The 13897-nt window shown below is 72.6% G+C and carries 14 protein-coding genes and 1 pseudogene; 9 read left to right on the forward strand and 6 right to left on the reverse strand.

What is annotated here, in order from left to right:
• Positions 1-30 precede the first annotated feature (30 nt).
• The gene (locus ABD999_RS23650) at positions 31-462 is read left to right on the forward strand and encodes an ATP-binding protein (RefSeq protein ID WP_261809001.1); all 432 of its coding nucleotides are present in this window, start codon (positions 31-33) and stop codon (positions 460-462) included.
• On the opposite strand, the gene ABD999_RS23655 is transcribed toward ABD999_RS23650, so the two are convergent.
• From ABD999_RS23655 to ABD999_RS23665, 3 genes are read right to left on the reverse strand one after another with little or no spacing between them, the layout of a single operon-like run.
• The gene (locus ABD999_RS23655) at positions 446-1093 is read right to left on the reverse strand and encodes a YidC/Oxa1 family membrane protein insertase (RefSeq protein ID WP_271276259.1); all 648 of its coding nucleotides are present in this window, start codon (positions 1091-1093) and stop codon (positions 446-448) included. The genes ABD999_RS23650 and ABD999_RS23655 overlap by 17 nt on opposite strands.
• Positions 1094-1140: 47 nt before the next feature.
• A complete protein-coding gene (locus ABD999_RS23660; protein WP_148036065.1) occupies positions 1141-1362 on the reverse strand; it encodes a DUF6412 domain-containing protein in 222 nt (73 codons plus the stop codon).
• Positions 1359-1532 carry a hypothetical protein gene (locus ABD999_RS23665; protein ID WP_187281667.1) on the reverse strand — a complete coding sequence of 58 codons (174 nt, stop codon included), beginning with the start codon at positions 1530-1532 and terminating at the stop codon, positions 1359-1361. Before ABD999_RS23665 ends, ABD999_RS23660 begins: the two co-directional genes overlap by 4 nt.
• A 94-nt stretch (positions 1533-1626) precedes the next feature.
• Between ABD999_RS23665 and ABD999_RS23670 the strand changes: the two genes are divergently transcribed.
• Positions 1627-2325 (forward strand): response regulator transcription factor, encoded by a 699-nt coding sequence (locus ABD999_RS23670; RefSeq protein ID WP_148036066.1) that lies wholly within the window; start codon positions 1627-1629, stop codon positions 2323-2325.
• Complete coding sequence (locus ABD999_RS23675) at positions 2322-3404, forward strand: sensor histidine kinase (RefSeq protein ID WP_271276260.1); 1083 nt, start codon at positions 2322-2324, stop codon at positions 3402-3404. The genes ABD999_RS23670 and ABD999_RS23675 overlap by 4 nt, the downstream gene beginning before the upstream one ends.
• 9 nt (positions 3405-3413) lie before the next feature.
• Here the strand turns inward: ABD999_RS23675 and ABD999_RS23680 are convergent, their stop codons facing one another.
• Entirely contained in the window at positions 3414-3815 is a 402-nt protein-coding gene (locus ABD999_RS23680; RefSeq protein WP_148036067.1) for a hypothetical protein, read from the reverse strand.
• Positions 3816-4048: 233 nt separating this feature from the next.
• On the opposite strand from ABD999_RS23680, the gene ABD999_RS23685 reads away from it, so the two are divergent.
• From ABD999_RS23685 to mptB, 3 genes and pseudogenes are all read left to right on the forward strand, one after another.
• The gene (locus tag ABD999_RS23685; protein WP_148036068.1) at positions 4049-4396 is read left to right on the forward strand and encodes an STAS domain-containing protein; all 348 of its coding nucleotides are present in this window, start codon (positions 4049-4051) and stop codon (positions 4394-4396) included.
• Positions 4393-5118, forward strand: a complete 726-nt coding sequence (locus ABD999_RS23690) for a glycosyltransferase family 2 protein (protein WP_148036069.1) — start codon at positions 4393-4395, stop codon at positions 5116-5118. The genes ABD999_RS23685 and ABD999_RS23690 overlap by 4 nt, the downstream gene beginning before the upstream one ends.
• A gap of 111 nt (positions 5119-5229) precedes the next feature.
• A pseudogene (gene mptB / locus ABD999_RS23695) lies at positions 5230-6294 on the forward strand (polyprenol phosphomannose-dependent alpha 1,6 mannosyltransferase MptB); the annotation flags it as partial.
• Between the two features lie 286 nt (positions 6295-6580).
• On the opposite strand, the gene ABD999_RS23700 reads toward mptB, so the two are convergent.
• The gene (locus ABD999_RS23700; RefSeq protein ID WP_271276261.1) at positions 6581-9013 is read right to left on the reverse strand and encodes a hypothetical protein; all 2433 of its coding nucleotides are present in this window, start codon (positions 9011-9013) and stop codon (positions 6581-6583) included.
• A 61-nt stretch (positions 9014-9074) separates the two neighbouring features.
• On the opposite strand from ABD999_RS23700, the gene ABD999_RS23705 reads away from it, so the two are divergent.
• Genes ABD999_RS23705 through serS form a run of 3 tightly spaced genes read left to right on the forward strand, consistent with a single transcriptional unit; the run spans position 9075 to position 12534 of the window.
• Positions 9075-10304, forward strand: a complete 1230-nt coding sequence (locus ABD999_RS23705; protein WP_271276262.1) for a glycosyltransferase 87 family protein — start codon at positions 9075-9077, stop codon at positions 10302-10304.
• Between the two features lie 2 nt (positions 10305-10306).
• The gene (pheA, locus tag ABD999_RS23710) at positions 10307-11227 is read left to right on the forward strand and encodes a prephenate dehydratase (RefSeq protein ID WP_219550757.1); all 921 of its coding nucleotides are present in this window, start codon (positions 10307-10309) and stop codon (positions 11225-11227) included.
• Between the two features lie 44 nt (positions 11228-11271).
• Complete coding sequence (serS, locus tag ABD999_RS23715) at positions 11272-12534, forward strand: serine--tRNA ligase (protein ID WP_148036070.1); 1263 nt, start codon at positions 11272-11274, stop codon at positions 12532-12534.
• Here serS and ABD999_RS23720 read toward each other — a convergent pair.
• Complete coding sequence (locus ABD999_RS23720; protein ID WP_271276263.1) at positions 12498-13892, reverse strand: hypothetical protein; 1395 nt, start codon at positions 13890-13892, stop codon at positions 12498-12500. The two genes, serS and ABD999_RS23720, sit on opposite strands and share 37 nt — an antisense overlap.
• Positions 13893-13897 lie beyond the last annotated feature (5 nt).

Raw genomic sequence — 13897 nt, forward strand, 5'->3', positions numbered from 1 at the left:
CGGGGGGCACTGGGAGACGGGGAGGTGGGTGTGTCAAGCGTGGTGCTACTGCCGTACGCGCCGTCCAGCGTCGCCGTCGCCCGCCAGCGTCTCAGCAACGATCTTCAGGACTGCGGGGTCTTCGATCCCGCGATCGACGATGCCGTACTCGTGGTGAGCGAGCTGCTCAGCAACGCGCTACGGCACGCCCACCCGTTGCCTTCGGGGATGGTGAGGGTGTCCTGGCTGCGTAACGATGGTCACATCGAGGTGGCGGTCAGCGACGGGGGAGCGGCGACCGAGCCGAGGGCGGGCCGGCCGGCCCTGTCCTCGCTGGGCGGCCGCGGGCTGGGGATCGTCGAGTATGTGGCGGAGAGCTGGGGCGTGCGGCATGACGGCGACACGACAACGGTGTGGGCGATCCTGCCCGCACCTCAGAAGCAGATGAACGGGCAGGTTCACGCGCTCAAAGAGGCCGGGTAGCGAGCACGGCGCGCTCTCCCACGGTCCACGCCGTGGAAACCAGCAGATAGAGCCCGGCGGCCAGGGGGAGCACCGCCGCGGCCAGCACCGAGCCGAACGGCAGCAACGGTGTCACCCTTCGGATGAGCTCCGGCTGGTCGTCGGTGAGCGCCGACTTCACCGTACGGGAAGACAGCCATGCCACCACGGCCATCAGCACGAGCACCAAAGCGAAGACCGAAAATGGGCCGCTGAACAGACCGTAATGTGCGAGCACGGCCGCGACCTGCTGACCGAGCGGAGCCCCGAACAGGTCGTGGCCCGCCAGCGCGGTCGGGTGGGTCGCCACCCGGAACATCAGCCACATGAACGGCAACTGGGCCAGCCCCGGCAGGATCCCCGCGAACGGCGAGCTGCCCTCCTTGGCGAACAGCGCGGACGTCTCCTTCGCCAGCCGCTGCGGGTCGCGCCCGAACCTCTTGCGCAGCTCGCGCAGCATGGGCGCGAGGCGTTCCCTGACGCGGGCGCTGCGTGCCTGGCGGATGCCCAGCGGCAGCAGCAGGAGCCGCACGGCCAGGGTGAACAGCACGATGCCGAGGGCGGCGTGGCCCCCGGAGACGCCGATGACGAACGAGACAAGCGAATCGATCATGAGCCCTTCTCCCATGGAGACTTCCAGGGCTCGGGTCCGAGCCCCGCCTAACAGGAAGCGGGGCGCGGTGAAGGAGCTCGCGGTCTCGGTCTCCCGGCCGCGTCGGGATCGCGCTGGCGCTGGAAGGCCGTGCGCCGCGCGTACACCAGGGGGAACCCGGACGGCTCACCGCCGCAGGCCGGCAGCAGCCTGGCCGCCCACGAGACCAGCAGCAGGACCGCCACCATGGTGACGGCGATGAGCCACGGATCGAACAGGAAGGCCGTCACTGCGGCGAGGACGACTTACCGACCAGCGTGACGACGACGAAGACCAGCAGAGCGATCACTCCGATGATCAGCGCGATCTTCAGCAGCCCCAGAACCATGGGGATGATGAAGGTGAACAGCACGAAGAGCGCCAGCGCGGCACCCGCCACGAGCATGATGACTCGACCCATGACGCCACCGTACGTCGTGCCGGTGCCGCGTGCGAGGCTTACGAAGCGATGACGTGATCGCCTCGCCCGTGCCGCAGCGCCGTACCGTGATGGCGTGAACACCCGCATCCTGGTGGTCGACGACGACCCGAACGTGTCCGAGGTGGTCGCACGCTATCTGGAGCGCGACGGGCACGAGGTCGAGTGCGTGGGCGACGGCGCGGAGGCGCTGCGCCGCGCGCTGGCCAGGCCGCCCGACCTGATGGTGCTCGACCTGATGCTGCCCCAGCTCGACGGGCTGCAGGTGTGCAGGAAGCTCAGGGAGCGCTGGCCGGTGCCGGTGATCATGCTGACCGCGCTGGGGGAGGAGATCGACCGGGTGGTCGGCCTGGAGACGGGCGCCGACGACTACGTGGTCAAGCCGTTCAGCCCGCGCGAGCTGGCCCTGCGCGTGCGGTCGGTGCTGCGCCGCGCCCGCGGCGCGGCCGTCACCGGCGGCACCGGCGTGCTCCGCGACGCCGACCTGACGGTGGACGTGGGCGCCCACGAGGTACGGCTGGGAGGAGCGGAGATCATGCTGACCGCCCGCGAGTTCGACCTGCTGGCCTACCTGATGCGCAACCCCAGGCAGGCGTTCAGCCGGGCGGCGCTGCTCGACCAGGTGTGGGGATGGTCGTTCGGCGACTCCTCCACGGTGACCGTGCACGTCAGACGGCTGCGGGAGAAGATCGAGCCCGATCCGACCGATCCGCGCAGGATCGTCACGGTCTGGGGGGTCGGCTACCGGTACGAACCGCTGGAGGGCCCCGCGTGAGCCTCGGCATGATCGTCGTGGTCACCGCAGGCCTGGGCCTGCTGGTGGCGGCGGCGGGCCTGGCCGTCATGTGGTGGCTGCGCACCCGCTCCATCGGCGTGATGATGGCGATCGTGGTGGTCGTCGCGGTGGCCGCCACCCTGGCCGGCGTGGTGGCGATCACCATGCGGATGATCATCGAGGGCCCCGCCAGGGACGTCGTGCTCAGCGTGATCGCCGTCGGCGGCCTCGTCGGGCTCGGTGTGGCGTTCGTGGTGGCCAGGCGGGTCGTGGCGGAGAGCAGGCGGCTGGTGGCCGCGGTCGGCGAGCCGCCGTTCACCGCGCCGCGAGGGCTGCCCGCCGAGCTCCAGGCCATCGCCGACGCGCTGCAGGAGGCGTACGCGCGCGAACGCGCACTCGAAGGCGCCCGGCGCGAGCTCGTCGCCTGGGTCAGCCACGACCTGCGCACCCCGCTGGCCGGGATGCGCGCCATGGCCGAGGCGCTGGAGGACGGCGTCGTGGCCGACCCCGAGACGGTCGGCCGCTACCACCGCCAGATCAAGCTGGAGGTGGAGCGGCTGTCGGCGATGGTGGACGACCTGTTCGAGCTGTCGAGGATCCACGCCGGGGCGCTGCGGTTGTCGCGGGCCAGGATCGGGCTCGCCGATCTGGTCGCCGACACGCTGGCCGGGGCCGAGCCGCTGGCCAGGGCCAAGGGCGTGGTGCTCACCGCTGAGGCGGCGGCGTCGGTGCCGGTCGAGGCCGACGCGGGCGCGCTCGGGCGGGCCCTGCGCAACCTCGTGGTCAACGCCGTCAAGCACACGCCCTCGGACCTGCCGGTGGTGATGCGGGCCGGGGTGGAGTCCGGGATGGCCTGCCTGTCGGTCAGCGACTGCTGCGGCGGCATCCCGGAGGAGGAGCTGTCGCGGGTGTTCGAGGTGGCCTTCCGCGGCGAGGCGGCCCGGACCCCGACGGCGGACGGCGGGGCCGGGCTGGGGCTGGCGATCGCCCGGGGCATCGTGGAGGCGCACGACGGGGTGATCGGCGTGGTGAACGAGGGGCCGGGCTGCAGGTTCGAGATCCGCCTCCCTCTCGGATGACGGGGTGGATCAGGCGGTCTCCGGGAGGATGGACTCGCAGGTGGAGCCGAACGACTCCGACATTGCACGAAATGTCGGGCAGGGCCATCTCCACATGCAGCTCCGGCACCGCAGGATGGGGTGCGCGGCGTCGCTGGTGATGCCGCCCGCGTCGCGCGGCTGGTGCAGGTCGAGCAGCCGCAACCCGAGCTCGGAGAACATCAGCAGCTCGTCGCGGGCCCCGGAGAGGAAGTCGAGGTCCTCCCCGGCCAGCTTGGTGCGTACGGGGACGTAACCCTCGTGGTTGACCAGCCCGCGCAGGCGGGCCGCCTCGTCGTGCCACGAGGTCGCCTTCTCGCTGCGGATGAGAATGGCTTCCAGCTGTTCGCGGATTCTCCGACGCTGAGGATCTTCCGGTTGGTCTGTGTTCATAGGTCATCGGGCCCGTGAGCTCGCCCAGCCTCCTCCTGTGAAGTGGTGACCGGATCCGGAGCTCAGGCCCGCCCCCTCTCCGGCCGCCATGGTGGCGCACCGTCAAGTTTCGCCTACTCTCCGTCTTCGTGAAGCCCAAATGGCCACTCTCGTCGCCACCCGGAATCCATGCCGTCATTCACGTATCGGCGTGACAACGTGACCCGGAGCCCTCACGCCGCTAGCCTGCCTCTGTGGAGCTCAAGGTCTCGACTCGATCACATGCCGGCCACGCACTTGTCGTGATTGCCGGTGAAATCGACCTCTATACGGCACCCCACCTGCAGTCGGAGTTCACCCGGCTGCTCCAGGAGGGGCCCGGCCGCGTGGTCATAGACATGTCCGCCGTGGATTTCTGCGACTCCACGGGGATGAACGTGCTGCTGTCGGCACTCAAGCGCATGAAGGAGCAGGGCGGCACTCTCGAAGTGGCCTCGCCGCGCCCCGCCGTGCAGAAGATCCTGCAGGTCACCGGGCTCGACTCGGTGTTCACCGTGCATGACGAGGTGCCGCAGGAGTTCCTTCTCTCCGAGAAGTCATGACGGCGGGCGACACCGCGGTCGTCATCCCGGCCAAGAACGAAGCCGATCGCATCGGCCTCACCGTCGCCTCGGCCCTCGGCCTGCCCGGCGTCGACCTCGTCGTCGTGGTCGACGACGGCTCGACCGACCAGACGGGCCGGGTCGCCCGCGCGGCGGGGGCCAAGGTCGTCCGCCACAGCCGCAACCGCGGCAAGGCGGCCGCCATGGAGACGGGCGCCGAGGCCGTGCGCCTTCTCGACGGCGACGCCCGCCATCTGCTCTTCCTGGACGCCGACCTGGCCGGCAGCGCCCAGGCCGCGGCCGCGTTAGCGGGGCCCGTGCGCGCCGGCGAGGCCGACATGACCATCGCCGCCTTCACCAACCGGGTCAAGCTCGCCGGCCACGGCATCGTCGTCCGGCTGTCGAGAGACGGCATCCGCCGCGCCACCGGCTTCGAGGCGACCCAGCCGCTCAACGGCCAGCGCTGCCTCACCAGGGAGGCGTTCGAGGCGGCCCGCCCGCTGGCCCACGGCTTCGGCGTGGAGACCGCCCTGACCATCGACCTGATCCGCAAGGGGTTCCGCGTGGTCGAGGTCGAGGTCGACATGGCGCACCGGGCGACCGGTTCCGACTGGCGCTCCCAGCTCCACCGGGCCAGGCAGCTCCGCGACGTCGCCCTGGCCCTGGCCACCCGCGAACCCCTCGTGGCCGACAACCTCGCGAAGCTCCGCCCCAGACGCTGACCCTTCACGGGGTTGTCCACAGGCTGGGGACGGGCGGACGGAGCCCTGTGGCGGGTGTGCTGGAATTTGCGGGTGACTTCCGAGACGCGGGCCGGCTCCCCCCACCGGCTCATGTGGCCGGCTCTGGCCTGCATCGCCGCCTCGATCCTGCTGACGGCCCTCATCGGCGTGCTCGGCCCGTCCGCCATGGTCCCGGCCCTGTCGGGGCCCGGCTGGCAACCGCCCTACTCGCTGGCCGCCGGTCCTCACCCCTATCTGGTGATCTCCCTGGCCGTGGCCGCCCTGGTGCTCGGCGGGCTCGGTCTCCTCGGCGCCCTGGCCGTGCCGCCCGCGTCCTTCCCCGCACGCCTGCCGCGCACGCTCGTGCTGCTCGGCTGCCTGGCCGCCGTGCTGCTCGCGTTCCTGCCCCCGTCGGGCTCCGGCGACCATCTCAACTACGCCGGCTACGGCCGCCTCGCCTCGCTCGGCATCGACCCCTACACCCACGGCGCCGACGACCTTCCCGGTGATCCCGTCACCGACGCCGTCGAGGCGCCGTGGCGCGAGGAGCCCTCGGTCTACGGCCCGGTGGCCACGGCCACACACGCCGCCGCGAGCTGGCTGGCCGGCGACTCCGTCCGCCTGACGATCTTCCTGCTGGCCCTGGTCAACGTCGCGGCGTTCATCGTCACCGGCCTCCTGATCGACCGCTTCGCCCGTGGCGAGCCCGCCGCGCGGCTGCGGGGCGCGCTGCTGTGGACGGCCAACCCGCTGCTGCTCTACCAGCTCGTCGCCGGCATGCACGTGGACACCCTGGCGGTCGCCTGCATGGTCGCCGCCCTCCTGGCCCGGTCGCGGCCTGTCATCGGAGGCGCCCTGCTCGGGCTCGGGGTCGCCATCAAGCTCAACGCCGGCCTGGTCGCTCTCGGCCCCGCCTGGGAGCTGCGCAGAAACCCCCGCCGCCTGGCGCTGACGGCAGGGGTCGCCCTGGCGGTGGTGGCCGCCGGTTACGCCGCCGCCGGCCTCGACGCCCTGGCCCCGGTGGCCCGCACCAGCAAGTCCATCTCCAACGCCTCGTTCTGGAAGCTCGTCCAGGGCTGGCTCCAGTCGGTCGTCGGCATGGGCCACGCCTACCGCAGCGAGATCCAGGTGGGCTCCCTGCTCCTGCTCGCCCTCATCGCCTGGGCCCTCTTCCGCGCGATCCCCCGCTCCCTTCTCACGGCCTCCCCGGCTCCTGGGCGCGGGTGGTTCGCCGTCAAGGGCGAAGGCGGCCAGGCGGCCGTGGCCGTGGCGGCGGTGATGGTGGTCGCCTACCTGTTCGCCTCGCCGTACGTGCTGCCCTGGTACGACGGGCTCGCCTTCGGGGTGCTGGCGCTGGCCGCGGCGTCCGCCCTGGACCGGTTCATGGTGGCCCACCTGCTGGTGCTGTCGCTGGCCTACCTGCCCGCGCGGGTCGCCGGGCAGCCGCCCGAGCTCGGGTGGCTCACGACCGTCGTGCGGAGTCAGGTCGTTCCGTGGCTGCTGCTGGCGCTGACGGCGGCCCTGCTGTGGTGGGCGTGGCGAGCTGCAGAGCGCGTACGCACGACGCCAGCGTCAGGGGCACCGCCACCGTGAGCGCCATGGCGGGGATGGCGATGCCCGAGTCGTTCATCAGGAAGCCGATGAAGGCGCAGGTCAGCGCGCCGATCAGGCCGGCGCGGAGTGCGGGCGCGTGCGCGTACGCCTGCCCGAGCGCCGACGCCCCCCAGCGTGACGGCCGCGCCAGCACCAGAAACAAGAACGCCAGCGCGACCAGCGAGAGCAGGGTGAGCGACCAGTTCCCCACGGTCACCCCGACCATCGCGCCGAACTTCCGGCCCACGACGGTCCACGCCTGGCCGTCGATGACCTGCTGCACGAACGTGCCGAGGTGCGTGCGCTGCCCGGCCGGGCGCGCCCAGTCGGCGACCGAGATGGCGCCGATGAGCACGGCCCCCACCAGGCCGACGACCAGGAGCTTCACGAACGACACCCGACCGCCGGAGAGGAGGATGAGGAAGACCGACAGGCCCGCGACGAACGCCGGCACGCCGCCGAAGTCCGCCCCCCACGCGGGCGACCCGTCCGCGAACACCGCCAGTCCGCCGTACAGCACGCAGACCGTCATCACCGCCGCCCGGGGCGCGCCCTTGCCGCGCAGCCACTGGGCGATGCCCGCGAGGCCGAGGACGGTGCCGGTGGCGTAGATGGCGAAGGCGATGTTGCTGAAGCCGTAGAACCGTCCGCCGGTCACGGGCTCGTACCCGGAGACGGCGTTGACCTGGAGGTGGGAGCCGGTCATGACGTCCGCCAGCATCGCCACGGAGGTCACCAGCGCGACCACGGTGAGCGGGCCGAGCACGTGCGCGCGCCACGGACCGGCGAAGGCCACGCCGGTGATCAGCCCGGCCATGGCGACGATCGTGACGATGAGCGCGGCCATCGGCGCGGGCAGGCTCCACCACGGCACGAGCTGCGCCAGGAACGTGGCGACGGCGATGCCGCCGCTCATCACGGAGACGACCTGCACGGTGACCAGCAACCGCGACGCCCCGGCCACGTCGATCCCCCCGGCTCCACCGGCCTCAGAGGAGGTGGGGCCGGTGGAGGTTCCGGGAGACACAGCGGTGTCGCCGGCTCCGGCGGGACGCGCGTCCGGCGGGGCGGCCGATCTGCGGCGGCGCAGCGCCAGGGCCGCGAAGGCGTAGAAGAGGAGCTGGACCGCGACGAAGACGGCGAAGAAGGGGCCGCGGACCTCGCGCAGCACCTGGCTGGCCAGGTCGGCGTCCGCCAGCTCGGCGACCGTCTCCTGCGTGGCGGGGCCCGTCGCGCCGCCCGGCTGCCAGGGGCGGCCCACGACCTGCCGCGGGGGTTCGAGGCCGGTCAGGTGGATGGCGGTGGCCGTCAGGTCCTGGATCGCGACCAGCGCGTCCTGCCTGGTCGAGGTGGCGGTGAGGTGTCCGGCGGGGTAGCGCCCGCCGGTGGCCATGGCCACGTGGAGGTGGGCCCCGGGAGAGACGTCGGAGATCCCGGCGACCAGGACGGTGGTGTCCTTCGGGAGGACGGCCAGGAACTCGCCGACGCGCCGGTCGGCCGCCGCCGCCGCTTCCTGCCGGACGTCCTGCGGCATGCCGGTGGGGACTCCGTACTCGTCCCGAGGCTGGGCGGCCCAGGCGGTGGCGAGGTCCGGGACGTCCATGACGATCAGCGCGTACGAGGAGAGGTCGCCGAGCCGGGCCGGGGCGTCGGCGTACGTCTCGACGCGGCCGGTCTCGTCGGCGGCGGCCAGGGCTGCGCCGGGGCCGACGGCGGCGACCTTCCCGCCGCCGTCGATGACCGTCTGGGCGAGGGTGCCGAGCCGGGCGTCGTAGCCGGTGCCGGCCTGGTGAGCCACCAGCTCCGCCCAGCCGGGCACGGTGACGGGGTGTCCGGGGGCCCCGGGATCGCCGGTGGGCGCCGGGGCCGGGGTCCCGGTCGGCCGCGGGGTCGGGCCTTGCGAGGTGTCGGTGGGAGCAGGGCTTTCCGGAGTGGCGGTTCCGGGGTCCTCGGGGGAGCCCTGGTCGTCGGCGCGTTGCGGCGCCGGGGTCTCAGGGCAGCCTTCGCCAGGGGTGCCGGCGCGCTGGCCCGCCGAGACCGTCAGCCAGCCGGCGACGGCGCAGGTGATGCCCCGGCCGGGGGGCGGGACGGCGCGGGTGGACAGGGAGGCAGTGCCGCCCTGCCCAGCGAGCTTCCACAGGTTGGGCGTACGCGTCTGGTCGATGTCGCTCCACTCGAGCCCCGGCACGCCGACGACCGCCACCCGTCCCTGGACGGCGGCGGAGGCCGGGACGGCGACCCCCATGACCGTGAGCAGCCCGACGACCACCAGCCGCAACAGGGAGCGGAACCTGTGCGGCATCGTGCTGAACCCCCTGAGTCGGCGCGCCCTTCGGTCAACCGCCACGGTAGCCTGCCACAGCGTGACGGGTGTCGAGACGCCGATGCGGCGGCGATGGTGGGCGTGGGCCCTGGCGGCGGTGGTCGTCGCCGCCGGGGTGTGGCCGCTGGTCGAGCACTGGCTGACCAACCCCGGCGACCAGCGTCTCGTCGATCTCGACGTCTACCGTACCGGCGGTCAGATGGTGCTCGACGGACGTCCGGTCTACGGGTTCTTCACGCCGGCGCCGCAGCTGCTGCCGTTCACCTACCCGCCGGTCGCGGCGCTGTTCGCGAGCGGGCTGGCGGCGATGTCGTGGGTGACCGCCCAGTGGGTGTGGACGGCGGGGATCTTCGCGGCGCTGGGTGTGGCGGTGGGGTTCGCGTTCAGGGAGTCGCTGGGGCGGCACGCGCCGTGGGTGTTCGCGTTCCTGATGGTGGCGTGCACGTTCCTGATGCCGATCCGCGACCAGGTGCGGTTCGGGCAGGTGGACATCCTGCTGGTGGCGCTCTGCCTGGCCGACTGCGTGGCGCGGCGGCCGTGGTGGCCGCGCGGGTTCCTGATCGGGTTGGCCACGGCGGTCAAGCTGACGCCCGGGGTGTTCCTCATCTACCTGCTGGTGACGCGGCAGTGGCGGACGCTGTTCATGGCCTCGCTGGTGACGGCGCTGCTGACGCTGCTGCCGTTCGCGGTGATCCCGCAGGACGCGGTGGACTTCTGGTTCGGCGCGCTGCTGGACTCCGAGCGGCTGGGCGCCAACGCCGCCACCACCAACCAGTCGATGCGCGGCATGCTCATCCGCCTCTACCTGCCCGACCTGCTGACGACCGCGATCTGGCTGGCGGTGGTCGCGGCGGTCGGCTGGTACGGGTTCCGCGGCGCGCGGGACGCGTACCGGCGCGGCGACACGCTGACGGCGGTGGCGCTGGTGGGGCTGATGGCGGTGCTGCTGTCGCCGGTGGCCTGGATCCACCATCTGGCCTGGGTGGTCGTGGTGCTGGGGGCGATCGTGGGCGACGGACGCGACCCGGTGCGGCTGCGGGTGGCCGCCGGGGTGTGGCTGTACTACGTGGTGCCGGTTCCCTGGTGGGGCGTGGCGATCAAGGCGGCGGAGATCCCGGTGGTCAGCCCGGTGCTCGGCAAGATCGTGCAGAACGGCTTCGGCCTGGGCGCGATCTTCCTCGTCTGGCTGCTGGCGCACTGGCTGCCGGGGCGACGTGCCGAGGAGTCCCGAATGCCCCACCTAGCACGTCAACCTGCGGATACCCTGTAATCATGTCCAGAACCGCGTACCTCGGCCCTGAGGGCACCTTCACCGAAGAGGCCCTGACGCTCCTGGAGCCCGAAGCCGAGCGGCTGCCCTGCGCGACGGTCACCGCCGCGCTCAACGCCGTGCGCGCCGGCGAGGCCGACGCCGCGGTGGTCCCGCTGGAGAACTCGCTCGAGGGCGGCATCACGACGACGCTGGACGAGTTCGCCTGGGGCGAGCCGCTGCTGATCACCGCCGAGCTGCTGCTCCCGGTGCGGTTCTCGCTGCTGGCCCGGCCCGACACCGAGATCGTGCACGTCAAGCGGGTCTACACCCACCCGGCCGCGATCACGCAGTGCCGCGGTTTCCTCAACCGCGAGCTGGCCGACGCGGTCGTGGTGTCCGCCCCGTCGACGGCGGCGGCGGCGCAGGAGGTGTCGCTGCCCGGCTCGCCGTACGACGCCGCGATCGCCGCCCGCATCGCGGGCGAGCACTACGGCCTGGTCGAGCTGCGGGGCGACATCGGCGACCGGTCCGACACCGTGACGAGGTTCGTACGGGTGAGCAGGCCGGGCCCGCTGCCCGAGCCGACCGGCAGCGACCGCACCACCCTGGTCGTGTTCCTGGCAGACGACCACCCGGGCGCGCTGCTGGAGATGCTGACCGAGTTCTCGGTGCGCGGCGTCAACCTGAGCCGCATCGAGTCGCGGCCCACCGGCCAGGGCATCGGCCGCTACTTCTTCCACTTCGACTTCGAGGGCCACGTGGCCGACGCGCGGGTGGGCGAGGCCGTCGCGGGCCTCCACCGCATCTGCGGCGAGGTGCGCTTCCTGGGCAGCTATCCGCGCGCCGACGGGGTGGCTCCGCAGATCAAGCGCGGCACGGGCGACCCCGAGTTCGCCGGGGCGAAGGAGTGGCTCGCCAGGATCCGCGCCGGTCAGGTCTGATAATCGGGGAGCGGGTGCTCACCGCGCGCCGGTAGCCTTTCCTTGTGATCGACCTGCGTACCCTTCGTGAGGACCCCGACCGGCTGCGGGCGTCGCAGCGTGCCCGCGGCGAGGACGACTCGGTCGTCGACTCGCTGCTCGACCTGGACGAGCGCCGCCGCTCCGCGCTGACCTCGTTCGAGTCCTCGCGCGCCGAGCAGAAGAGCCTCGGCAAGCAGGTCTCCAGGGCGCAGGGCGAGGAGAAGGCCGCGCTGCTCCAGCGGGCCAAGGACCTCGCCGCCCAGGTGCGGTCCGCCGAGGCGGAGGCGGAGAAGCTCGCCGCCGAGCTCGACGGGCTGCTCCAGACGGTGCCCAACATCGTCGAGGCCGACGCGCCCGCCGGCGGCGAGGACGACTACGTCGTGCTCGAGTCCCACGGCGAGCCGCGCACGTTCGACTTCGAGCCGAAGGACCACCTGGAGCTGGGCGAGCGGCTCGACGCGATCGACATGGAGCGCGGCGCCAAGGTGTCCGGCTCGCGGTTCTTCTTCCTCAAGGGCCAGGGCGCCCGGTTGCAGCTCGGCCTGCTCAACATGGCCATGCAGCAGGCGATCGAGACCGGCTTCGTGCCCATGATCACCCCGGTCCTGGTCAAGCCGGAGACCATGCAGGGCACCGGATTCCACGTGGCGCACGACAAGGAGATCTACCGCCTGCCCGAGGACGACCTCTACCTGGTCGGCACCTCCGAGGTGTCGCTGGCCGGCTACCACGCGCAGGAGATCCTGCCCGCCGACCAGCTCCCGCTGCGCTACGCGGGCTGGTCGTCGTGCTTCCGCCGCGAGGCGGGCTCCTACGGCAAGGACACCCGGGGCATCATCAGGGTCCACCAGTTCGACAAGGTGGAGATGTTCTCCTTCGTCCGGCCCGAGGACGCGGCGGCCGAGCACCAGCGGCTGCTGGAGTACGAACGGCGGATGATGGCCAAGATCGAGGTGCCCTACCGCGTGATCGACACGGCGGCGGGCGACCTCGGCATGTCGGCGGCCCGCAAGTTCGACTGCGAGGCGTGGATCCCGACCCAGGGCCGCTACCGCGAGCTGACCTCGACCTCCAACTGCACCGAGTTCCAGGCCCGCCGGCTGGGCGTGCGCTTCCGCGACAAGGACGGCAGGCCGCAGTACGCCGCCACGCTCAACGGCACGCTGGCCACCACCCGGTGGATCGTCGCCATCCTGGAGAACCACCAGCAGGCCGACGGCTCCGTGGTGGTCCCCCAGGCGCTCCGCCCCTACGTGGGGCTCGACGTGCTGGAGCCGGTCAAGTAGCGGCGGGGGCGCAGCGCCAGCGCCCCGAGGAGACACACGAGCGGCGCGGCGACCACGGCGACGGCCAGCGCCGCGCCGTGGTCGATCCAGCCCGTGCTCCACGCCTTGAACGGTCCCGCCACGCAGAGCCCGACCGCCACGCCGAGCGCCAGCGCGTCCACCGCGCCCCGCGACCCGACGCCGCCGTCCGAAACCAGCGAGCAGGCCACGACGACCACGCAGATCAGCAGGGCCGCGCCCAGCGCCGCCAGGAGCGGGGGCAGCGGGCTCCAGTCCGTCATGACGTTCTGGTGCGGGCCGAACACTCGCTCGTACGGCAACGGCGCGATCAGCAGCGCCCCGAGACCGCCCAGCACGACGACGAGCCAGGGGCGGGCGCGGCGCGCCCGCACCGACTGAACGGCCAGGCCGAGCAGGGTCGCCCAGGCGGCGGCCAGCCCGGCGACCAGCATCTCCGCGTCGTCGTCGGCGGGCCGGTCGAGCGGGATCGCGGCCGACTCCAGCAGACGGCCGTCGGCGCTGAAGCCGAACCGCCGCCACGTCCCGTCGACGCCGCGCACGGCGACGCCGTCCCGTCCGTTGGCGACGACCACGACGTGCCCGCCCGGCCGGTCCTGGACCACGAGCGTCCTGGAGACGATGGGGTCCTCGTCGGGCCGCCCGCCGACCAGCTCGCGTTCGAGCATGGTGACCCGGCCTGGAGGGATCTCCCACTCGGGCTCCCAGGTGCGGCCGCCGTCGCCGGAGCGCAGCACCTTCACGTGATGCCGGACGAGCCGGTAGCAGTGCTCGCGCAGGCAGGCGGCGCGCTGACCGGGCAGGTACTCGCGCTCCGGTCCCGCGTAGGCGTCGGAGGCGACGTACGTCTCCCAGGTCGCGCCGCCGTCGTGCGACGCGTACCGGGAGTCGAGCACGAGGACGCCGTCCCTGAGGTCGACGACCTCGGCGGCGGGCATGCCGGGGTGGCCCGCGGTGGCGGTCACGGCGAGGACGGCCAGGGGGACGGCGGTGAGCACCCGCCACCGCGCGGCCACCGCCCGCCGACTGCGCTGCCGCACCCACCAGGCCAGGAGGAGCGCAGGAAGGGCCAGCAGGTCCCCAGGATCGGCCAGGACGCGCGAGGAGCCCGCCAGGGTGGTCCAGATCTGGGAGGCGGCCTCAGCGCCCGTCTCCGTCGTTTTCACGACCGTGAAGAGGGCGCCGGTCAGGATGGTCGCCGCGAGATCGGCGCGGCGCAGCAGGAGGAGCGCCACCAGGGGCGGTGCGACGACGAGTCCGGCGAGGTCACTCAGCTTGCCCGTGACGAACCCGGGCCAGGCGTGCTTGAGGATGTGATCGTTGAGTAACAGGACGATCACGGAGG

This window comes from Nonomuraea ferruginea, assembly GCF_039540635.1.
Taxonomy (GTDB): domain Bacteria; phylum Actinomycetota; class Actinomycetes; order Streptosporangiales; family Streptosporangiaceae; genus Nonomuraea; species Nonomuraea ferruginea.

What these genes read in the sequence shown, in the direction of transcription:
- ABD999_RS23655 (WP_271276259.1), bottom strand. Translation starts at nt 1,093, where the DNA reads ATGATCGATTCGCTTGTCTCGTTCGTCATCGGCGTCTCCGGGGGCCAC.
- ABD999_RS23665 (WP_187281667.1), bottom strand. Translation starts at nt 1,532, where the DNA reads ATGGGTCGAGTCATCATGCTCGTGGCGGGTGCCGCGCTGGCGCTCTTC.
- ABD999_RS23680 (WP_148036067.1), bottom strand. Translation starts at nt 3,815, where the DNA reads ATGAACACAGACCAACCGGAAGATCCTCAGCGTCGGAGAATCCGCGAA.
- ABD999_RS23690 (WP_148036069.1), top strand. Translation starts at nt 4,393, where the DNA reads ATGACGGCGGGCGACACCGCGGTCGTCATCCCGGCCAAGAACGAAGCC.
- ABD999_RS23700 (WP_271276261.1), bottom strand. Translation starts at nt 9,013, where the DNA reads ATGCCGCACAGGTTCCGCTCCCTGTTGCGGCTGGTGGTCGTCGGGCTG.
- pheA (WP_219550757.1), top strand. Translation starts at nt 10,307, where the DNA reads ATGTCCAGAACCGCGTACCTCGGCCCTGAGGGCACCTTCACCGAAGAG.